The sequence below is a fragment of the Listeria sp. ILCC796 genome (assembly GCF_900186175.1).
GTDB classification, from domain to species: Bacteria; Bacillota; Bacilli; order Lactobacillales; family Listeriaceae; genus Listeria; species Listeria goaensis.
In genome coordinates this window covers 33,142-54,669 of the sequence record NZ_FYBV01000011.1, presented here as the reverse complement: position 1 = coordinate 54,669, position 21,528 = coordinate 33,142, and the positions used below count along the sequence as shown (strand labels likewise).

Here is a 21,528-nt window from a genome sequence, read left to right as displayed (position 1 = left end):
AAATGGAGCGGATATATTTGGTTCAGTCGATAAATACGAAGGTAGATTTAACAATAGATGCTACTGCTTTTACGGGGCTCACGGATTACGGAAAAATCATGATAGGCGATAAGGGTTTTGAATTTTTTAATTCAAGAGACGTGCGCAAGTTTATTCAAATTCCGTGGGAAGAAGTCGACCAAGTCATTGTTTCAGTTATGCTAAAAGGGAAGTGGATTCCCCGCTATGCTATTAAAACGAAGCAAAATGGCACGTACACTTTTTCTTCTAAAAAGCCAAAAGACGCCTTACGAGCAATACGCGTATACGTCGATCCGGCCAATATGACGCCCTCTATCAGCTTCTTTGATGTTGTAAAAAGTGCTTCTAAAAACATATTTCGTAAGTTTAAGAAAAAGTAATTTGAAAAAGGAGCTTGGATACCCAAGCTCCTTTTTCATGTATCAAACTGACGTTTAATTTCTGCAATCAATTGATTCGCCCCGTCTTTACTTAACGTTAGCTTGCCGTCCAAAAAATGCTTATTCTCCGAAGAAATCGTCCCCGTTACATCGCATTCAAGTCCAGCAATATACTTTTTGAAAATGATGGCATTATCATCAATAAAAATCTCCATCGGATCATGGACATTTATATTAAGTGTGCGCCTAATTTCAATTGGAATAACAACACGCCCTAAATCATCAATTTTTCGAACAATTCCAGTGGACTTCATTGGATTACACCTTCCTTTTATTCCAAATATTCTTCTAGACTTTACCCCTCTTTAAGTAAAAGTATACCTAGTGGGGCAATTTGAATAAAAATACTTGACTTTCCAAAACGACAAATGTATTATAAAGAAAAACGACAATTGTAGAAAGAGGTGCACACATGAAAAAATTGCCAGATTCTGAATTTGAAGTTATGCAAGCTGTATGGAAACTAGCAGGGGCGGTTTCAACGAACGAAATCATCGCTGAACTAGCCGACGACAAGGACTGGAAGCCACAAACCGTGTTAACTTTATTAACGCGTTTAGTGGAAAAGGAGTTTTTAGAAAGCAGCAAAAATGGGCGTGAACGTCGCTTTTCGCCGATCGTTTCGGAAGAAGAATATTTGCAAGTCGAAACGAAAAATTTTATGAAGAAACACTACAATAACTCTATCACACAGTTAGTTAATACATTATATGATGGAAAAGATTTGACACATGATGATATTAATGAATTAAAAGACTGGCTAAACAAGGAAGGATAAACAGCATGGAAAAATTTTTATCACAGCTTTTTGAGATTTCACTTGCCATGTCCCTTATAATTCTCGCTTTTATTGCCTTTAATTATTTTTTCGCAAAAAAATATGCAGCAAAGTGGCGTTATGTTATTTGGATAATCATTTTAATAGGACTTCTCATCCCTTTTCGACCAACATTCGATTTTTCACTGACGAATAATAATCCGCCGCTTGAACGTATTGAAACTGCTCAAGAAGCTTCTGTGTTAGAATCAGAAACTTCCGCGGATAATACGGTTGTAGTTCAAAGCGATGCGGAACGAAATAGCGTACTGGATATTTCAATGATTTTATTTGTTATCTGGTTAACTGGTGCGCTGCTATTTCTAGCCTACACACTCTGGAGCCACATTAAATTTTCCAGATTGGTTAAAAGATGGAGCAGTCCCGTAAGAGATGCAGCAATACTTACTGTTTTAGAACAAGAAAAAGAACGTTTGAATCTGTTACATAAAAAAGTCGCAGTTTATACGTGCAAAATGGAAATTAGTCCCATGTTCATTCATTTGCTGCGCCCAACGATTTTAATACCAAATAAAACAATTTCGGAAGATGAACTCGCTTTTATTTTCCGACATGAGCTCGTCCATTTTAAACGAAAAGATCTTTGGGTGAGATACGCGATGCTTATGATAAATGCGATTTATTGGTTTAATCCGGTGATTTATTTTATGGCGAAAGCACTTCAAAATGATTGCGAAGAATCGTGTGATGAAAAAGTAGTCCGCGGGCTTGATCGCTCCGGCAGAATAGAATATGGTGAAACGATTATTGGCGTCATTGGAAGAGGAAAAACACTGAATACTAAACTATCAACGAACTTTTATGGAGGAAAAAAAACAATGAAAAAAAGACTAACAACGATTATGGATACGAGTAAGAAAAAAGTAGGAGTAGCACTATTAGTATCGGTTCTTACCATTAGTGGAATTGCAGTTTCAGGAAGCATTTGGTTAAACGGAAGTGATTCACATGCGGAAGCAGCCGCGGATATTACGGCGAGTCAAGCTAAAAAAATTGCGCTTAAGGAAACTGGCGGCGGTAAAGTCGTGAAGTATAACCTTGATACTGAAAATGGTAGAAAAGTTTATGAAATTGAAATTGTTAAAGGAAATACGAAATATAGTATAGACATCGGTGCAGCCGATTCACGCATTTATAGTTATGAAGAAAAACAAATCAATTCTGGAACGACTTCAACAAATAAAAAAGAAATTACAGCAGCAGAGGCTGAACAAATTGCCCTCAAGAAAGCTGGTGGCGGCAAAGTTACATCTTCTAAAGTAGCTGATGAAAACAATAAAAAAGTTTATGAAATTGAGATTTTAAATGGCAATGTCAAACATGATGTTGAAGTTGGCGCGCTTGATTCTAAAATTTACAAGTATGAAAAAGAAACGGTTAACACGTCTGGACAAGCAAGTCCCAAAACAGGTTCAGAAAACAATACGACAAATAAATCTACATCAGGAACAACTGGCATTTCGCTTGCACAAGCCCAACAAATCGCGCTTGCTAAAACGGGCGGTGGCCGAGTAGTTAACGCTTATACGGATTACGATGATGGACGTAAAGAGTACGATTTTAAAATTGTTAATGGCAACACGGAATATGAAGTTGAAATCGGTGCAGCTGATTCGAAAGTTTACAAGTTCGAAAAAGAAACTATCCGCACTTCAGGCAGTGGCAGTCAGGCGCAAACGAAGTCAAATGGAACGCCAAGCCAAACGGCAGAAATTTCTCTTTCTAAAGCCCAACAAATCGCGCTCGGCAGAACGGGCGGCGGGCGTGTAATCACGAGTGAGGTAGACTACGAGAATGGCCGTAAAGAATATGAATTTGAAATTGTTAAAGGAAACATGGAATATGATGTAACAGTTGGTGCGGCAGACTCTAAAATTTATAACTTTGATCAAGAGACCGTAGACGGCGACGATGACTAATCGTTAAATAGGACAGAAACCAGAAATTCTTCCGAGAAGAATCTCTGGTTTTTTTGTTGCGTGCTATCATTCGAAATAAGTATCCGTTATAATAAGAAGAAGTACAAAATTCGGGTTAAAAGGGGGAGCAAAAGTTTGAACATTTTGATTGCATTAATTCCAGCGGTTTTATGGGGGATTATGCCGCTTGTCATTACGAAGGTCGGGGGAACAGCACGCCAACAAACAATGGGAGTCACACTCGGTGCGTTCGTCTTTGCGTTAATTGTATTTGTATTCAGACAACCTGACTACACCGCTCAAACGCTTGTCGTAAGTTTTTTTACAGGGTGTTTATGGTCTGTTGGTCAAATGTTTCAGTTGCAGTCTTTTAAAGTTATCGGTGTTTCAAAGGCGATGCCGATCTCAACAGGCATGCAACTTGTAGGTACAACGCTTTGCGGCGTACTTTTATTTCATGAGTGGGACACGACGCTACGTCTCGTTCTAGGTTTTTCGGCGCTCGTTCTAATTGTTGGCGGAATTTATCTGACTTCTTATGCCGAGCATCAAACGGACGCGGATAAATCGGTTAGTCGCGGTTTAATGCTTCTAACAATTTCATCGCTTGGCTACATCGGTTATGTGGTTATCATTCAAGGGTTCCATATTAATGGTTTTGATGCAATTTTACCGCAGGCTGCTGGTATGGTGGTGTCTGCTTTTGTGATGACATACAATGGGAAAGAAAAGCGCTTCACGAAGCGGACGTGGCTTATTATGATTCCGGGCATGATTTGGGCGGGCGGAAATCTCGCAATGCTCTATGCAAACGGGCTTGTTGGCGTCGCAACTGGATTCTCTCTATCACAACTTGGCGTCGTAATCTCGACACTAGGCGGCATTTTACTTTTAGGAGAAAAGAAAACGAAAAAAGAAATGGCGTTCGTCATTGTCGGCGTAATACTCGTTGTAATCGGCGGCGTTCTAATTGGTGTCACAAAAGGTATCTAAAAATCTGCATCTGAATGTGCTATAATATAACGGAATCGTTTAGAATTTTAGGAGGGGAAAGGGTTGCCGAAAGAAAAAAATACATTTTATATTACAACGCCCATTTATTATCCAAGTGGAAAAGCGCACATCGGGCATGCGTACACAACCGTTGCAGGAGATGCGATGGCGCGTTATAAACGCTTAAAAGGATTTGACGTTTTTTACTTAACAGGCACAGACGAACACGGGCAAAAAATCCAAGCGAAAGCCGAAGAACAAGGGATTTCAGAACAAGCCTATGTGGATGAAATCGCCAGCGGTTTTAAAGGGCTGTGGGAAAAACTAGAAATTACCAATACGGATTTTATTCGCACCACTGAATCGCGCCACAAAATGGGCGTGGAGAAAATCTTCCAAAAATTAGTAGATCAAGGCGACATCTATTTAGGCGAATATGAAGGTTGGTATTCCGTATCTGATGAAGAATATTTCACAGAAACCCAGCTTGAAGAAGTTTACCGTGATGAAAACGGAAAAGTCATTGGCGGAAAAGCCCCAAGCGGGAATGAAGTGGAGCTCGTTAAAGAAGAATCCTATTTCTTCCGCATGAGCAAATACGCGGACCGTTTAGTGGACTACTACAATTCGCATCCTGAATTCATTTTGCCAGAATCACGTAAAAATGAAATGCTTAAAAATTTTATCGAACCAGGCCTTGAAGACTTAGCTGTTTCTCGCACGACGTTCGATTGGGGAATTAAAGTACCAGGGAATCCGAAACACGTGGTATACGTTTGGATTGACGCGCTTTCCAATTATATTACGGCACTCGGGTACGGCTCGAATGATGACGCGAAATTCCAGAAATACTGGCCAGCTGACGTACATATTGTCGGAAAAGAAATCGTGCGTTTCCATACAATTTACTGGCCAATCATTTTGATGGCGCTCGATTTACCGCTTCCAAAAATGATTTTCGGGCATGGCTGGATTTTGATGAAAGACGGCAAAATGTCCAAATCAAAAGGAAATGTCGTGGATCCATATATGCTCATTGACCGCTACGGACTAGATGCCGTGCGCTATTATTTGCTCCGTGAAGTCCCGTTCGGCTCAGACGGTTTATTCACCCCGGAAGATTTTGTCGACCGCATCAATTACGACCTCGCGAACGACTTGGGGAACCTTTTAAACCGCACGATTGCTATGATTAACAAATATTTTGATGGCGAAATTCCTAGCTATTCTGGGAAAATTACCGAGTTTGATGAACCGCTTCTTGCATTCAAGGACGCGGTCGTCAAAGAATATGAGGCAAACATGGACCACATGCAGTTTTCAGTTGCGCTGCGCGAACTTTGGTCTTATGTGTCACGAACGAATAAATATATCGATGAAACCGCGCCTTGGGTTTTAGCGAAAGACGAATCAAAACGGGCGGAACTAGGCAGCGTCATGGTGCATCTTGCGGAAAGCTTGCGCATCATTGCCGTATTATTAAAACCATTTTTAACAAAAGCGCCTGAATCCATCTTAGAACAACTCGGCTTAGACAAAAACCAGGATTTCGACTCACTTGTTGGCTTTGGCCACATTCCAGCCGGCACAAAAGTAGTCGCAAAAGGCACGCCAATCTTCCCACGCCTAGATGCAGCGGAAGAAGTAACATATATCCAAGAACAAATGAAAGCGACGCAACCAGTCACCGCCGCTGAAGAAAGAGAAGCCGAAATCACACCGTTTGAAACCCCAGAAATCGGCATCGAAGACTTCGACAAACTCGATTTACGCGTGGCTGAAGTGAAACAAGTGGAAAAAGTAAAAAAAGCCGACAAATTGTTGTGCTTTAAGCTTGATTTAGGCGAAGGCGAACTCCGCCAAGTACTATCCGGCATTGCCCAGTTTTATGCACCAGAAGACTTAATCGGTAAAAAAGTCATTGTCGTAGCCAACCTTAAGCCAGTTAAACTCCGCGGCCTAATGAGCGAAGGCATGATCTTATCCGGCGAGTCAGGCGGCAAACTAAGCGTCATTGAAGCCCCAAGCGGCCTACCAAACGGCGCGAAAGTGAAGTAAACAGTAAAACCCCCGAGTTCAAACTGAACTCGGGGTTTTTTTTATCATTTATTCGGCGGCGCAATCCCTTTCACAAGAAGCTCCGTCCATTCCTCCGTATAAGGCAAAATACGCTCATAAATTGCTGGGCTCGAAATGCCTTCGACGAGTGCCTGAAAATAAAGAATTAAGAACTCATCTGAATATTTCAAGTCCACTTTTCCCTCTTTCCGCCCACGGTGAAATAAATCCAGCATCATATTAAAACTTTGCTTCGTGTACTCCTCCATAATGCGCGTCATGCCGTCGTCCTCTTTTTCAGTGAAATACACCATTAAATCCAAATAAAATTGCTTATTTACTTTGTCTAAAAAACGGATTTTATTTTGACTCATTGCAATGATGGTTTCTTCGAATGGTTTATTCTCCGCCATAATCGCCTTTGCCGATTCGCCCATTTCGTTTAAAAACTTATAGAACACCTCGTGGATGATATTTTCCTTGCTACCAAAATATTTAAAAATGGTCGTTTTGCCGACGTTTGCTGATTTTACGATGTCATCGACAGTTAAGTTTTTAACGCCAGCTTCTGTATTCATTAATTTGAAAGCCGCTTCCAAAACGCTTTTTTTCTTTTCTTCCGTGCGTTTTTCGAAACCATTCATGATAATCCCTACTTTCTCAAAAGTCTAAAGTCTATTTTAAAGTTCATAATTATTTTCTCTTCTATTATATATAAACCTTGTAGAAACTTCAATAAAAAAATAGTTCATAAAATTATTGACTTATCCATGAAATGGGTCTATTATAGGACTCATAAATCTTATTTAGTTTTAAATGAAGTTAAATATCTTTAGTTAAGAACGATATTATAATTTATAGTTCTTAATTAAAAAGTTTTAAACTCTAGTTTAAAAGGGAATGAGAACATTAATAAAACGCGTCAAAAAAGGAGTCTAGTGTTATGACTGAAATTATGAAAGTGCGAGGATTGCAAAAAAAATTCGGAAAATTCCAAGCGTTAGAAGATGTTACATTTACTGTTGGCGCTGGTGAGGTCGTTGGTTTTATCGGACCAAATGGTGCTGGGAAGTCGACAACAATTCGCACAATACTTGGAATCATTAAACGGGATGCAGGTGATGTTACCGTTTTTGATTTAGATGTTTGGAAGGATAGTCTTGAAATTCATAAGCGTATTTCATACGTACCAGGCGATGTAGCGCTTTGGGGCAGCTTGACGGGCGGAGAGATTATTGATTTGTTTATGAAACTTCACGGCGGCGGCGATAAAGCGAAACGTGATCATTTAATCAAACGTTTTGAACTTGACCCTAAGAAAAAAGCGAAGAGCTATTCGAAGGGAAATCGTCAAAAAGTTGGCTTGATTGCTGCGCTTTCGGTTGAGTCCGATTTGTATATTTTTGATGAGCCAACTTCTGGACTGGATCCGCTCATGGAGTCGGTTTTCCAAGATGAAGTGGAAAAAATTAAGCATGCAGGAAAAGCGATTCTGCTTTCCTCTCATATTTTGAGCGAGGTAGAACGTTTAGCTGATAAAGTCGTAATTATTCGGCAAGGGAATATTGTGGAAACTGGTACGCTTGATGAATTACGTCATTTAACGCGTTCAACGATTACGGTTGTAACAGAAGGCGACGCAGGCGAACTTGCGAATGTGGAAGGCGTACATGATTTTGCGCAACACGAAAATAAAGCCACATTTTCTGCCGACAACCAACATATTAATACGATTTTATTAGCGGCTTCTAAGCTCGGTGTCAAAAAATTTGAATCCGTACCTCCTACGCTTGAAGATCTATTCATGCGTCACTATGAAGGTTAGGCGATGGGACTGGAGGGGAATCTAATGAAAGAAAAATTTGCTCGCTGGCATATTTTATTTCTACAATATGCCAAACGCGATTATAAGAAAATTATATTTTGGGTAGTAGGTCTAGGCGCTTTTTCTGGGGCTTACGTTCCAGCGTTTGAAGAAATCGCAAAAGGATCAGGCTTAATTGGTATGTATGAAACGATGCAAAATCCGGCGATGATCTCGATGGTCGGACCAACACCTGTTTCCAGTGCGGCCGATTATACGCTTGGTGCGATGTACTCGAATGAAATGCTCCTTTTCTGTGGCTTATTTGCAATGATCGTTTCGGCGCTGCACGTTGTTGGGCACACGAGAAAAGAAGAAGATTTAGGTTTAACTGAACTTGTGCGCTCGTTCCAAGTTGGTCGTCAATCCAATTCGCTTGCGGTCATTCTGGAAACGATGGTAATCAATGTCCTACTAGGCGCGTTTATCGCCATCATGATGGCAAGTTTTGGCGCAACAAGTATTACGCTGGGCGGTTCGATGCTATTTGGGGCATCAATTGCTGCGGCTGGCTTAATCGGGGCAGTTATCGCCTTGGTGATGGCGCAAATTATGCCGAATTCATCAAGCGCGACAGGCGCTTCGCTCGGAATTGTAGGTCTGTTGTATATTTTGCGTGCTGGAACGGATGTCGCCAATGTCGATTTGTCCATGCTAAATCCAATGGGGTGGACATACTTAACCTACCCTTTTACCGAAAATAATGTTTTGCCGCTTTTATATGCTTTGATTTTCAGTGTGGTGATGATTGTCATCGCGTTTGCGCTTGAACAAAAGCGCGATATGGGTGCAGGTTATTTGCCAGAGCGGGAAGGACGCGCTACGGCGAAAAAATCTTTGCTTTCTGTACCAGGATTGTTTTTCAAAATTAATAAAGGCGTGATTATCGGCTGGCTGATTGCATTTGCTGTTATGGGCGCAGCGTACGGCTCGATTTACGGCGATATGCAGTCGTTCCTTGAAAGTAACGACGTGTTGAAACAAATGTTTACGCAAACGGGCGTTTCGATTGAAGAATCTTTCACGGCAACGATTATGATGGTGTTAGTGAGCCTCGTTGCGATTCTGCCGATTGCGATTATTAATAAACTTTTTGTGGAAGAAAGCCGGCTTCGCTTAAGTCAACTTTATTCGACGAAGGTAACCCGCAGTAAATTGTACTGGACATCGGTTTCGCTGGCCATCTTGTCGGCGGTAGCCGGAATTTTACTCGCCGTTAGCAGCCTAGGGGGTACAGCCATTTCTGTGATGAAAAATAATTCAACAATGGATATGGGTGACTTTTTAGCAAGCGGCTTTAATTTCTTGCCTGCCGTACTATTTTTCATCGGTCTTGCTGCATTTGTATTCGGCTTTGCGCCTAAACTTGGCAAACTGGTCTATGTTTACCTTGGCTATTCATTTGCGCTCAACTATTTCAGCGGAATTTTAGACTTGCCAGACTGGTTTTTAAAGACGGCGATTCAAAGTTTTATCCCACAAATGCCTATGGAAAGTTTCGACGCCCCAACGTTTGTGACCATAACAATCATCGGTTGCGCGTTAATTATCCTTGGCTACTTCGGCTATAAGAAACGCGATTTAATTGAAGGTGCCTAAAAGAAGGTGAGCTAGCTCACCTTCTTTTTTTATATTATAATAGAAGAAAGATGAATTTTGGAGGAGTAAAAATGCTTTTTGATACGCATGTACATTTAAATGATGACGCGTTTAATGATGATTTAGAAGAAGTGATTAAACGTGCGAAGGAAAATGATGTTACGAAGATGGCGGTTGTCGGTTTTAATCGCAAAACAATTGAACGCGCGCTTGAACTGGCGGATAAATATGAGTTTATTTATTTGATTTTAGGGTGGCACCCTACAGATGCAATTGATTTCACAGATGCGGATTTAGATTGGCTGCGGGAACTTACGAAGCATCCTAAGATGGTGGCGCTAGGCGAAATGGGGCTTGATTATCATTGGGACACGTCGCCGAAGGAAGTTCAATTTGAGGTTTTTCGCAAACAAATTCGGTTGGCGAGGGAAGTCAAGATGCCCATCGTCATTCATAACCGCGAAGCAACGGATGACATTATCCAAATTTTAAAAGAAGAAAAAGCAGAAGAAGTCGGCGGCATTATGCATTGCTTCGGTGAAACGGTGGAGGTCATGGAGGCGTGCCTTGCGATGAATTTTTATATTTCTTTCGGTGGGACAGTCACTTTTAAAAATGCGAAGTTGCCAAAAATTGCGGCGGAAGCTATACCAATTGATCGGATTTTAATCGAAACTGATGCGCCTTATCTCGCTCCACACCCCAATCGAGGCAAAAGAAATGAACCCGCTTACGTCAAGTTAGTTGCCGAAAAAATCGCCGAATTGAAAGAAATGAAATATGAAGACATTGCTACGGCAACAACGAATAACGCCCAAAAGCTATTTCGAATAGACTTTTAATTGTTACATTCCTGTAATAAAAGCGGCTGTCTGTAATGCATTCTTAAGTTTGTTGGATACAAGGGGGATGGATTAGTCCAAACCCCCTGATTTTATGCCTAAGTCTTGAGTCGTAGTTTTTTGACATCTAATTGACATAAAGTCTAATTTTGTCAAAATGAACATTTTCAAGTGGCTTTATATCAATGTTTTTGATGATATATTGAGAAAATGTGAACAAAGAATTGGTAAAATTGACAGTTCTTTCCTCCCTTGTATATAATCACTAGCGAGTAGAAAGGGGAGAAATATATGACCATGGAAAACAGCAGTAACGTAGACCAACCATCAAAATGGAAATTACCTATTTTGATTGCAGGATTTGTTATTGTAGTAGCACTGGTTTTTTATTTCGTTTTCGAAGGAACAAAAAACGATATCACCATTTTAAATGCAGGTGAAAAAATTGAAGCAAAGACACATGCAGCTACAGTTGGTGAAGCTTTAGATGAATCAGGAATTAAATTAGGTGCACACGACGAAGTGTCACCATCTAAAAATACAAAAATTAAAGATGGCATGGAAATTAAGTTTTCTAACGCTAATCAAGTGAATATTACTGATAACGGTAATGAAACAAAAGTGTGGAGTACAAAGGCGACTGTAGAAGAGTTGCTTAAGGATGAAAATATCACAACTCGTCCTCATGATGTTGTTAATGTGGCACTTGATACGAAATTGAAAGACGGTTTAAACATAAAAATCGACCGTGCGATTAATTTGGTATTACAAAATGGTGCTCAAAAAGAACAAGTTTGGTCCACAAAAGCAAATGTTGGTGACCTTTTAGAAGAGAAGAACATTAAGCTTCAAAAAGATGACCGCGTTTCGCCAGCTAAACATACAGCTTTAAAAGAAAATATGGCAATTTTGGTTACATACGTAGATAAAAAGGCAGAAGAAAAGACCGAAAAAATTAATTTTGATACAGTATATCAAAACGATGCTAGTCTTGAAAAAGGTGAAACAAAGGTTGTTTCTGCCGGTAAACAAGGCTCTAAAAAAGTAAAATATGAAGTTGTTTTAGAAAATGGTAAAGAAAAAGCACGTAAACGCATCAGTGAATCAGTTGTTACAAAAAGTGAAAATCAAGTTGTTGCACGTGGAACAAAAGCCGTCCAAACGGTTTCTGTAAGTCATTCAAGCAAGTCGAAAGCGTCGAACGTGAATCGTTCTTCTCAGGCGTCTGCTCCAAGTGGCGGTAAAACTTTCACAATGCAATCAACAGCTTATACAGGTGGCGGAAGAACTGCGACAGGTATTAATTTAAGTGCGAACCCGGGCTTAAAAGTTGTTGCGGTTGATCCAAGCGTCATTCCACTAGGCTCAAAAGTTTGGGTTGAAGGATACGGCGTTGCGATTGCTGGGGACACAGGTGGAGCAATTAAAGGGAATATCGTTGACGTTTATTTCCCAGACCATGGCTCTTGTGTAAACTGGGGACGCAGAACTGTTACTGTACGTGTTTTATAATTAAGTATATCGAGCGAAGCCTAGCGAAATAGGCTTCGCTTTTTTTGTGGGCTGTGGTATGATAACTTTATTGATTTGAAAAAGGACGTTAAAAATGGAGAAACCAATTATTCAAGAAATTATCGTTGTGGAAGGCCGGGACGACACGTCGGCGCTTGGTCGGGCAGTCATTGCCGACACCATTGAAACAGGCGGTTCAGCAATTAATCAAAGCATCTTAGAGGAGATTAAACACGCCAAAGAAAAACGCGGTGTCATTATTTTTACAGATCCTGATTTTCCGGGAGAAAAAATTAGAAAAACCATTGAGGCGTATGTTCCGGGATGCAAACACGCGTTTATTGCGCGCAAGGATGCACTGCCGAAATATGGCCGGGGACTTGGCGTGGAGCACGCCAGTGTTGAAGTTATTCAAAACGCGCTTTTAAGCTATCACTCGCGTGCGGAAATTGCGGCTGAAACGCTAGTGCCACGCGAAAAAATTATCGCCTCAGGGCTCTTATTTGGCGCCGGTGCGAAACAGCGTCGCACGAAATTAGGGGACATTTTGCGAATTGGTTATACGAACGGCAAACAACTTGAGGTGCGTCTAAAAATGTTCGGCATCACAGAACTGGAATTCGATGAAGCACTAGAAGCCGTTTTACAGGAGGAAAAGAATGAGTAAAGATATTGCAACGCCTATTCGGACGACTGAAATTTTAAAAAAATACGGTTTTTTGTTCAAGAAAAGTCTCGGGCAAAATTTCTTGATTGACCCGAATATTTTGCGGCGAATTGTTGGGACGGCTGATGTTACGAGTGAAACAAATGTCATCGAAATTGGCCCGGGCATTGGGGCTCTGACGGAACATTTGGCGCGTTCTGCGAAACAAGTAGTTGCTTTTGAAATTGACCAAAGGCTACTACCTATTCTTGCGGATACGCTTTCGCCGTATGAAAATATTAAAATTGTTCACTCTGATATTTTAAAAGCGGATGTGCTTAACGTAATGCGTGAGCAGTTTGAAAATCCAGATGCGCCACTCAGAATTGTTGCGAATCTCCCGTATTATGTGACCACGCCAATTATATTGCAGCTTTTGCATGAAAAAGTTCCTGCCAAATCAATGACGTTCATGCTACAAAAAGAGGTCGCGGAACGCATTAGCGCGAATCCAGGAACAAAAAGCTACGGCAGTTTATCGATTGCAATTCAGTTTTACATGGAAGCGGAACTGGCCTTCATTGTGCCGAAAACGGTCTTCATGCCGCAACCGAATGTGGATTCAGCAGTTATTCATTTGGTGAAGCGCGAAAAGCCGGCTGCTGAAGTGAACGATGAAATTTTCTTTTTTGAAGTGACTCGCGCGGCTTTTGCTCAAAGACGTAAAACGCTTTGGAATAATTTAGCGTCCAAATTTCCAAAATTAAAGGAACGAAAAGCTGAATTAGAAGCGCGATTTTCGGAAATAAATATCGATTTATCAAGACGCGGAGAAACATTCAGCATTGCTGAATTTGCTAAAATAAGTAATGAATTACAACTTTTCATAAAAAATGATTAATTTTTTATAAGAAAAGATATATTGTTGTTGACATTGTACCATTTCATTGATAAAATATTCTGTTATTGATTTTCCTCTTGCTTTATGCTATAATTTTATTTAGTGAGGTGGAAAATAATGCCAAAAACCATTGCAAGCATTAAAAAAAGCCTAGACGAGAGACTAGGTAAAGCTTTAACATTGAAAGCAAACGGAGGCCGTAAAAAAACGATTGAACGTTGCGGTGTTTTAGCAGAAACCTATCCATCCGTTTTCATTGTTGAACTAAATCAAGATGAAAACAACTTTGAAAGAGTGTCCTACAGCTACACAGACATTCTAACAGACGCAGTCGAACTTGAGTTCACAGACGACAAGACAGAAGTCGCATTATAATGAAGAGCAAGCCGAACCAGTGGTTCGGCTTTTTGCTTGGACTCTTAGGAAGCGTAGTTTGCTTCCTTAGAGTCCAAGTATGAACTTGGAGCGAAGCTCCGAGTTCGAGCCAAAAAACTCTCTTAGGAAGCGTAGTTTGCTTCCTTAGAGTCCAAGTATGAACTTGGAGCAAAGCTCCGAGTTCGAGCCAAAAAACTCTCTTAGGAAGCGTAGTTTGCTTCCTTAGAGTCCAAGTATGAACTTGGAGCGAAGCTCCGAGTTCGAGCCGAAAAGCTCTCTTAGGAAGCGTAGTTTGCTTCCTTAGAGTCCAAGTATGAACTTGGAGCGAAGCTCCGAGTTCGAGCCGAAAAGCTCTCTAAGGAAGCGCACCTTGCTTCCATAGAGTCCAAGTATGAACATAGTCATCCGAGCCAAAAAGCCCCCTTAATAATCAAATTAGCTTCCATAGCCCCTAACCCCAAGCATAAACCCTCCTCATTTCCTTCACCCTCTCCTCAATTCACCCAATCGCACAGCCATCTCACAATTCAAACTACATATTTTTCCGCGCATATGATAAAATAAACGGAGAGATTTTAGAAGGATGTACGGAGGCCGAAAAAATGAAAATAACGATAAAGGCGCCAGCGAAAATCAATTTATCACTCGATGCCCTATATAAACGCGAAGATGGTTATCACGAAGTGGAAATGGTTATGACGACGATTGATTTATCGGACAGTTTGCAGCTAGAACTTCTTTCCGAGGACCGAATTGAATTAGACGTAAAAGCGCACTTTATTCCTGACGACAAGCGTAACTTAGTGTATCAAGCGGTACAGCTTTTAAAAGATAGGTATCAAGTGGAACAGGGAGTTAGAATTACTCTCGATAAGCAGATCCCAGTTTCTGCAGGACTAGCAGGGGGGAGCACAGATGCGGCAGCTACCTTGAAAGGGTTAAACAAACTTTGGAACTTAGGGCTTTCTTTAGAAAAATTAGCCGATTTAAGTGCCGAGATTGGCTCGGACATTGCGTTTTGTCTTTACGGCGGGACAGCGCTTGCCACAGGGCGCGGTGAGCTAATTGAGCGGCTTAAGCGCATGCCCGGGTGCTGGATTATTTTGGCAAAACCGAATATTGGCGTTTCAACCCCGTCTGTTTACAAGGAACTACGGGTGCAGGAAGTGGCGCATCCCGATACGAAAAAAATGCTCGCGGCGATTGCGACGAGCGATTTAGATGGCATTTGTGCGGCCATGGGAAATGTGCTAGAAAGTGTCACGTTAGAAAAAAATAGTCAAGTGAAGCAATTGAAAGAAAAAATGCTTGAATTCGGTGCTGATGCAGCAATGATGAGCGGTAGCGGACCAACAGTGTTTGCGATTGTGAAGCAGCATTCACGCGCGAAACGAGTGTACAACGGATTAAGAGGCTTTTGCGATGAAGTATACATGGTTAGACCATGGTCATATGACGAATAAATATAGAGGAGGATAACGATGAAACTCATTTTTAATGCTGATGATTTCGGAATGACAAAAGGGGCTGTGTACGGCACGTTAGACGCCTATAAGAACGGTGTTGTGCGTTCGACAACAATGCTTGCAAACGGCCACGCGTTTGATCTTGCAGTTCAAATGGCGAAGGAAAACCCGGGGCTTGATATCGGGGTACATCTTGCGCTTACGTTCGGAAGTCCGGTTTTGAAGGATTTGAAGACGCTCGTAAATTATGAGGGCAAGTTTTATCGGAACATCGGTGAGCTGACACAAAACGCACCGGATTTTAGCCTAGAAGAAGTGGAACGCGAATTCACGGCGCAAATCGAAAAAATCAAGGCGGCGGGCATCCCGTTCACGCACTTTGACGTGCATCACCTGCTTGAACCGCATATTTACGAAGTAGAGCATCGTTTGGCAGAAAAATATGGGGTTAGCGTGCGTAGAAGCCTGCCAGACGTGGACTACAAACGATTGAAAACTCCAGACCTATTTTTAAATGATTTCTACGGCGAAGGAGTCACCATGACCACCATTCGCAAAATTGTTGAAGCTTACAAACATACCGACCAAGTCGTTGAAATCATGACGCACCCAGCGTTTATGGATGAGGAATTATTAGGACTATCATCGTATTCGGACATTCGCATGAAAGAAGTGACGCTACTTACATCAAAAGAACTGCAAAATTATTTAGCGCAAGAGAATGTTACGCTAGCTAGTTTTAGGGATTTGTAATAGCTCTTTTAAGTTGTCAAGAATTGCGAAGTCTTTTATAATAAAGAAAAATACGTACAAAGATTTTGATTTTTGATTTAATATACGGAGTTAAAAGGGAGAGAGATTATGAAAATTCGGCGTAGTGAACGTTTAATCGATATGACAGAGTTTCTATTATCGCATCCGCGCAAGTTAGTTCCACTTACGATGTTTGCTGAACGTTACAGCTCGGCGAAATCGTCTATTAGCGAGGACTTAGTTATTATTAAAAAGACGTTTGAAGACCGCGGAATTGGTACGCTTGAAACCGTTCCAGGAGCGGCAGGCGGCGTACGTTATATTTCTATTGCTGGAAATGCAGATGTGCTTGATTTTGTTCAAACGTTATGTAACCGCATTGCTGAGCCGAATCGCCTTTTGCCAGGCGGCTATTTATATTTATCGGATCTTTTAGGTGAACCAGTAACGCTAAAAGCAATTGGTAAAATTTTGGCGACTAAATTTAATGACCAACCGATCGATGCGATTATGACTGTTGCGACAAAAGGTATTCCAATTGCGCAGGCTGTTGCCGAACATTTAAGCGTACCGTTCGTTATCGTACGCCGTGATAGCAAGGTGACGGAAGGCTCAACGGTAAGCATCAATTATGTATCCGGCTCAACAAAACGAATTGAAAAAATGGAATTGTCAAAGCGCAGTCTTGCAGAAGGCTCAAACGTTTTAGTCGTAGATGATTTCATGAAAGCAGGCGGAACGGTTAACGGAATGAAAAACTTGCTTGAAGAATTCAATGCGAAATTGGTTGGTATCGCTGTTCTAGTTGAATCAGAATACGCAGAAGAACGCCTAATTGATGACTACGTATCGCTTGTTAAAATTAAAAATGTCAATGTAAAAGAAAAACAAATTGAAGTCGTGGAAGGCAATTATTTCACGGTTAAATAGATGAACTAGAGAAGTCTTATAGCAGGACTTCTTTTTTTGTGCCCGCACATTTTAACTTGAATGCTTCATAAAGCGCACGTTTTTTCCAGAAAGAAATCAGTCTGGGGCTGTACGTTGTTTGTGTGATTTTGTGGTAGAATGTATGAATATTGTAGAATTACATAGTTTGAAGAGGAGGAAAAAAATTGAAAAAATGGATTATCGCAATTATTGTCATCGTAGTGATTGGTGGTGGCGTAATTTGGTTTTTAAATAAAGGTGGCGAAAAGAAATCGGCTGATACGAGCGACTTTGTAACAACAAAAGTGAAGCAAGGTGACATGAAAATTAATGCAACCGGGACAGGTGCGATTGTGCCGCAAAATAAACAGTTCCCTGATTATGATGAACTAGAGTTTCAGGCGCAAATGGATGAACTCGATATCCCGAATATTAAAGTAGATCAGGCTGTTACGGTGAGCGTTACCGCACTTCCTGACAAAACTTTCAAAGGAAAAGTTAAAACGATTGCTGATCAGGGGCAAGCCCAAAACGGCGTATCCTCCTTCCCCGTTACGATTTCTTTAGAGAATACGGATGGGTTGAAATCAGGAATGACTGCAGACGCTTCGATTTTAGTGAACGAGAAGAAAGATGCACTCTACGTGCCAATTGAGGCCGTTCAAAAAGATGACGATAACCGTTATTATGTGATGGTACCGAAGAAAGAAAAAGAAGGACGCACGAAAAAAGAAAAACAATTTGTTGAAACAGGATTGCATAACGAAGATAATATCGAAATTACGAAAGGCCTGAAAAAAGGTGATACGGTTATCTTACCTTCCCAAAAATCCACGACAACAGAAGGCGGCTTTTAATCAAGCGGAAAAGGAGGGAACAAGACATGCATCCACTTATTGAGATGAAAAATATCACCAAAAGTTATACACTTGGTGGCGAAACCTTTAAAGCGCTTGATGATGTGACTTTATCCGTTGATGAAGGTGATTTTGTCACCATCGTAGGGCCGTCTGGTTCTGGGAAATCAACGCTTATGAATATGATTGGTTGTCTAGACGTGCCGGATTCCGGCAGCTACGAGCTCGACGGAGTTGATGTTTATCGTTTAAACGATAATAAACTTTCTGAAATACGCAATAAAAAAATCGGGTTTATTTTTCAGCAATTTAATTTACTGACAAAGCTTTCCGCGCTTGAGAATGTCGAGTTGCCACTTGTTTATGGCGGTTACGGATCTTCTACGCGGGAAAAAATGGCGATGGACTGCTTAAACCGAGTCGGCCTTGCTGACAAAAAACGCAACCTGCCAACGCAATTGTCTGGCGGACAACAACAACGGGTAGCAATTGCGCGCGCTTTAGCAACCGAACCGTCGATTCTACTCGCAGACGAACCTACCGGCGCGCTTGATTCCAAAACGGGCAAGGAAGTCATGGGCATCTTGCAATCCTTAAACGCAGCCGGAAACACCATTGTTATGATTACCCATGATTTAGAACTCGCAAAATACGGCACGAAAAGCATTCGCATTCAAGACGGCCGTCTGTATAAAGAGGAGGTAAGCAAATGACAATCCTCCAAAGTATGAAAATGGCATTCAAGCAACTTAAAACGAGCAAGCTACGCTCCTTTTTAACCATGCTAGGTATTATTATTGGGGTTGCATCAGTGATTCTGCTCGTTTCGCTTGGAAAAGGCGTCACGCAAGAGGTTAACAGCCAAATGGGTGACCTCGGCTCGAACTTAGTTACGGTCATGAACAATTCCATGAACCCGAACGATAAAATTTCCTATGATGATGCGATGAAATATCAAAGCATCGATGGGGTTAAAAGTGTATCACCTGAACTATCTGGTCAAGTTAATGCCGCTTATGATTACCAAAATAAAAATATAAAAGTTATCGGTACAAATGACCAATATAAGGGCGCACGTAGTTTAGAACTTGAAAGTGGCCGCTTTTTACTGCCGATTGATGTTGAATACGGCCAAAAAGTAGCAGTGTTAGGCCCAAGCGTGGCTAGCGATTTATTCGGCTTTTCTGACCCAGTTGGGAAAACAATCCGTTTAAATGGCCTGCCATATAAAGTGGTAGGCGTCTTAAAAGAAAAAGGTGCATCTATGATGGGCTCAAGTGATGATCAAGTCTTCATTCCTATTATGGCCGCACAACGAATGTTGAAAGATACGAATGTACGCACGATTTATGTGGAAACAGATTCCGCGGATTCCGTTGATTTCGTTGTGAACACACTTGAATCACGACTTTCTATCCAGCTGAACGATAATGCAGAGGATACCTCCTCGCAATTAGGACCGAAGTATCAAGTTATTAATCAACAAGAGATTTTAAATGCCTTTAATACGATTAGTAACACACTTACTACCGCTTTAGGTGCTATCGCCGCCATTTCGTTAGTAGTGGGTGGAATCGGTATTATGAACATTATGCTCGTTTCCGTTAGTGAACGAACGCGTGAAATTGGAATAAGAAAAGCTTTAGGAGCGAAAAAGCGCGCTATTTTAACACAGTTCTTAATCGAATCTGTTGTTATTAGTGTAGTGGGCGGTGTTATCGGGATAATAATTGGCGTCAGTGGCGCAGTCATTTTTGGCAGCGTGGCGAATATTCCTTCCGGTGTAACGGCTGGCACAATTATATTCTCCTTCGTATTCTCGCTTTGCATAGGCGTTATCTTTGGTATCGCGCCAGCAAATAAGGCTGCTAAACTTCGACCTATTGATGCGCTCAGATCAGAATAAATTAAAAAAACACTTGGCCGGTAATCTAAAACGATTATCGGTCAGGTGTTTTTTTGAAAGTTGTAAAAATACCTATCGAAAAAGTATAAAAATATACGAAATGCTGTCTTGTCATCTATTTTTAATATGTTTGTTACACAATGAAAGTAAATGAGGTCTTAAATACTAAGTGGAAAAGTGGGTATTAGTGTATAGCCCTTTGTTATCAATGGTTTCAAGGTTTCATTTTGTAGGGGGTTTGAATGAAAAATTATTTTATTTATGAATTTTTATAGAAATATTTTTGGTTTTAAATTGTGCACGAATTGATGGTGAGTTTTACTTTTAGAATATTTAAGAAATCGGAAACGCGGTTAAATTAGTGTGTCGCAACGATTTTGGTATACTTAATTAAAACTTTTTTAAAACAATTCGATTTGTCAATAACGATTAGTGAGATAGCTTGAATTTTTGAATCGAATTCACAAAGTTGTCAAATTTTCATTTTTTTATTATTATATGTATAGGGAAAATAGAGGTGCCTGGTGAAGAAGTGAAATCTCGATTTTCTTGGTTAGCTTTCCGTGAGACTTTAAGGCTTCGGAAAAAGTATGACAACTAGAATTAAGGTGGTGAAGAAAATGGAAATTACAGATGTGAGATTACGACGTGTTGAAACAGATGGAAGAATGAGAGCAATTTCTTCAATCACGATTGATGGTGAATTTGTTGTTCACGATATTCGTGTCATCGATGGCAACGATGGGCTTTTTGTCGCAATGCCAAGTAAGCGAACTCCAGATGGAGAGTTCCGGGATGTCGCGCATCCAATCAATTCAGATACACGTGCGAAAATACAGGAAGCTGTACTCGCTGCGTATGAAGTGGCTGATGAACCAGCTGTATCTGAAACAACTTCTGCTGATGCAGAATAACAAAAATCCCTGGAAATTAGGAGCTAGTGAGTGAAACGGACAGAGAGGGATACCTGAATCTGATACCGCAAGCGAACCATCCTTGTTGTAAAGGGGCAAATGGGATAAGGAGTGACGGAAATGCAAGTAACAGATGTGAGATTACGTCGAGTTGAAACTGATGGAAGAATGAGAGCAATTGCCTCAATCACTTTAGATGAGGAGTTCGTCGTACATGATATTCGTGTTATTGACGGAAACAATGGACTTTTTGTCGCAATGCCAAGTAAACGTGGTGTTGACGGAGAATTCCGTGACATTGCCCACCCAATCAACTCTGATACGCGTGGAAAAATTCAAGACGTTGTTCTAGCTGAATATGAACGCGTTGGTGAAGAAGAAGCGAGCGAAGTATCAGAAGAAACCGAATCAGTTTCTGCTGAATAAAATGAATTTAATCACCCGAGCTACTCGTTAAGAGTAGCTCTTTTTTGATTCGTAAAACTATGCTATACTAGTTTTAGACAACTTTTTGAAAAGGGGCTTTATAAAGTGAGTGATTTTACAAAGGTAGCACAACTGATAAGTTTACTTAAAAACAACTCATTTAAGGGACAAATCTCCCCTTTTTTAGAAATACTACTTTACCAGAAAAATGGTAAGGTTTTTTTGCGTCGCGTGTAACCTTGAAAAAAAGTAGGTTTTACGGTATCAT

Annotated in this window: 22 protein-coding genes; 20 read left to right on the top strand and 2 right to left on the bottom strand. The window is 40.8% G+C overall.

Features of this window, described 5'->3' with window-relative positions:
* The first annotated feature begins 17 nt into the window (after positions 1-17).
* Positions 18-401 (top strand): DUF956 family protein, encoded by a 384-nt coding sequence (locus CFS04_RS11245; RefSeq protein WP_088810783.1) that lies wholly within the window; start codon positions 18-20, stop codon positions 399-401.
* A 35-nt stretch (positions 402-436) separates the two neighbouring features.
* On the opposite strand, the gene CFS04_RS11240 is transcribed toward CFS04_RS11245, so the two are convergent.
* A complete protein-coding gene (locus CFS04_RS11240) occupies positions 437-715 on the bottom strand; it encodes an AbrB/MazE/SpoVT family DNA-binding domain-containing protein (protein WP_088810782.1) in 279 nt (92 codons plus the stop codon).
* 158 nt (positions 716-873) lie between these two features.
* Here CFS04_RS11240 and CFS04_RS11235 point away from each other — a divergent pair, with 158 nt between their 5' ends.
* The 4 genes from CFS04_RS11235 (at position 874) to metG (ending at position 6,269) form a co-directional block, all read left to right on the top strand.
* Positions 874-1,239, top strand: a complete 366-nt coding sequence (locus CFS04_RS11235; protein ID WP_088810781.1) for a BlaI/MecI/CopY family transcriptional regulator — start codon at positions 874-876, stop codon at positions 1,237-1,239.
* Positions 1,240-1,244: 5 nt separating this feature from the next.
* Positions 1,245-3,218, top strand: coding sequence for a M56 family metallopeptidase (locus CFS04_RS11230; protein WP_088810780.1), 1,974 nt, complete (start codon positions 1,245-1,247; stop codon positions 3,216-3,218).
* A 135-nt stretch (positions 3,219-3,353) separates the two neighbouring features.
* On the top strand, positions 3,354-4,211 hold the full coding sequence (locus CFS04_RS11225) for a GRP family sugar transporter (RefSeq protein ID WP_088810779.1): 858 nt from the start codon (positions 3,354-3,356) through the stop codon (positions 4,209-4,211).
* A gap of 63 nt (positions 4,212-4,274) precedes the next feature.
* Positions 4,275-6,269: a methionine--tRNA ligase gene (gene metG / locus CFS04_RS11220; protein ID WP_088810778.1), complete on the top strand. Its 1,995-nt coding sequence runs from the start codon at positions 4,275-4,277 to the stop codon at positions 6,267-6,269.
* A 44-nt stretch (positions 6,270-6,313) separates the two neighbouring features.
* Here the strand turns inward: metG and CFS04_RS11215 are convergent, their stop codons facing one another.
* Positions 6,314-6,913 carry a TetR/AcrR family transcriptional regulator gene (locus CFS04_RS11215; RefSeq protein ID WP_088810777.1) on the bottom strand — a complete coding sequence of 200 codons (600 nt, stop codon included), beginning with the start codon at positions 6,911-6,913 and terminating at the stop codon, positions 6,314-6,316.
* 299 nt (positions 6,914-7,212) lie between these two features.
* On the opposite strand from CFS04_RS11215, the gene CFS04_RS11210 reads away from it, so the two are divergent.
* The 15 genes from CFS04_RS11210 (at position 7,213) to spoVG (CFS04_RS11140) (ending at position 21,260) form a co-directional block, all read left to right on the top strand.
* Complete coding sequence (locus tag CFS04_RS11210) at positions 7,213-8,094, top strand: ABC transporter ATP-binding protein (protein ID WP_088810776.1); 882 nt, start codon at positions 7,213-7,215, stop codon at positions 8,092-8,094.
* Between the two features lie 24 nt (positions 8,095-8,118).
* The gene (locus tag CFS04_RS11205) at positions 8,119-9,732 is read left to right on the top strand and encodes an ABC transporter permease (RefSeq protein WP_088810775.1); all 1,614 of its coding nucleotides are present in this window, start codon (positions 8,119-8,121) and stop codon (positions 9,730-9,732) included.
* Between the two features lie 71 nt (positions 9,733-9,803).
* The gene (locus CFS04_RS11200) at positions 9,804-10,574 is read left to right on the top strand and encodes a TatD family hydrolase (RefSeq protein WP_088810774.1); all 771 of its coding nucleotides are present in this window, start codon (positions 9,804-9,806) and stop codon (positions 10,572-10,574) included.
* Between the two features lie 291 nt (positions 10,575-10,865).
* Positions 10,866-12,086 carry a G5 and 3D domain-containing protein gene (locus CFS04_RS11195; RefSeq protein ID WP_088810773.1) on the top strand — a complete coding sequence of 407 codons (1,221 nt, stop codon included), beginning with the start codon at positions 10,866-10,868 and terminating at the stop codon, positions 12,084-12,086.
* A gap of 94 nt (positions 12,087-12,180) precedes the next feature.
* A complete protein-coding gene (rnmV, locus tag CFS04_RS11190; RefSeq protein ID WP_088810772.1) occupies positions 12,181-12,753 on the top strand; it encodes a ribonuclease M5 in 573 nt (190 codons plus the stop codon).
* Positions 12,746-13,633 carry a 16S rRNA (adenine(1518)-N(6)/adenine(1519)-N(6))-dimethyltransferase RsmA gene (gene rsmA, locus CFS04_RS11185; RefSeq protein WP_088810771.1) on the top strand — a complete coding sequence of 296 codons (888 nt, stop codon included), beginning with the start codon at positions 12,746-12,748 and terminating at the stop codon, positions 13,631-13,633. Before rnmV ends, rsmA begins: the two co-directional genes overlap by 8 nt.
* 117 nt (positions 13,634-13,750) lie before the next feature.
* Positions 13,751-14,008 (top strand): biofilm formation stimulator Veg, encoded by a 258-nt coding sequence (gene veg, locus CFS04_RS11180; RefSeq protein WP_088810770.1) that lies wholly within the window; start codon positions 13,751-13,753, stop codon positions 14,006-14,008.
* A 602-nt stretch (positions 14,009-14,610) separates the two neighbouring features.
* Positions 14,611-15,471 carry a 4-(cytidine 5'-diphospho)-2-C-methyl-D-erythritol kinase gene (ispE, locus tag CFS04_RS11175; protein ID WP_088810769.1) on the top strand — a complete coding sequence of 287 codons (861 nt, stop codon included), beginning with the start codon at positions 14,611-14,613 and terminating at the stop codon, positions 15,469-15,471.
* Between the two features lie 18 nt (positions 15,472-15,489).
* Positions 15,490-16,227 carry a chitin disaccharide deacetylase gene (gene chbG, locus CFS04_RS11170; RefSeq protein ID WP_088810768.1) on the top strand — a complete coding sequence of 246 codons (738 nt, stop codon included), beginning with the start codon at positions 15,490-15,492 and terminating at the stop codon, positions 16,225-16,227.
* 108 nt (positions 16,228-16,335) lie between these two features.
* Positions 16,336-17,157: a pur operon repressor gene (gene purR / locus CFS04_RS11165; protein ID WP_088810767.1), complete on the top strand. Its 822-nt coding sequence runs from the start codon at positions 16,336-16,338 to the stop codon at positions 17,155-17,157.
* Positions 17,158-17,342: 185 nt separating this feature from the next.
* On the top strand, positions 17,343-18,014 hold the full coding sequence (locus CFS04_RS11160) for an efflux RND transporter periplasmic adaptor subunit (RefSeq protein ID WP_088810766.1): 672 nt from the start codon (positions 17,343-17,345) through the stop codon (positions 18,012-18,014).
* Between the two features lie 26 nt (positions 18,015-18,040).
* Positions 18,041-18,727, top strand: coding sequence for an ABC transporter ATP-binding protein (locus CFS04_RS11155; RefSeq protein ID WP_088810765.1), 687 nt, complete (start codon positions 18,041-18,043; stop codon positions 18,725-18,727).
* Positions 18,724-19,920 carry an ABC transporter permease gene (locus CFS04_RS11150; protein WP_088810764.1) on the top strand — a complete coding sequence of 399 codons (1,197 nt, stop codon included), beginning with the start codon at positions 18,724-18,726 and terminating at the stop codon, positions 19,918-19,920. The genes CFS04_RS11155 and CFS04_RS11150 overlap by 4 nt, the downstream gene beginning before the upstream one ends.
* A gap of 620 nt (positions 19,921-20,540) precedes the next feature.
* Positions 20,541-20,834, top strand: coding sequence for a septation regulator SpoVG (spoVG, locus tag CFS04_RS11145; protein WP_088810763.1), 294 nt, complete (start codon positions 20,541-20,543; stop codon positions 20,832-20,834).
* 120 nt (positions 20,835-20,954) lie between these two features.
* Complete coding sequence (gene spoVG, locus CFS04_RS11140; RefSeq protein ID WP_088810762.1) at positions 20,955-21,260, top strand: septation regulator SpoVG; 306 nt, start codon at positions 20,955-20,957, stop codon at positions 21,258-21,260.
* The last annotated feature ends 268 nt before the right edge of the window (positions 21,261-21,528 follow it).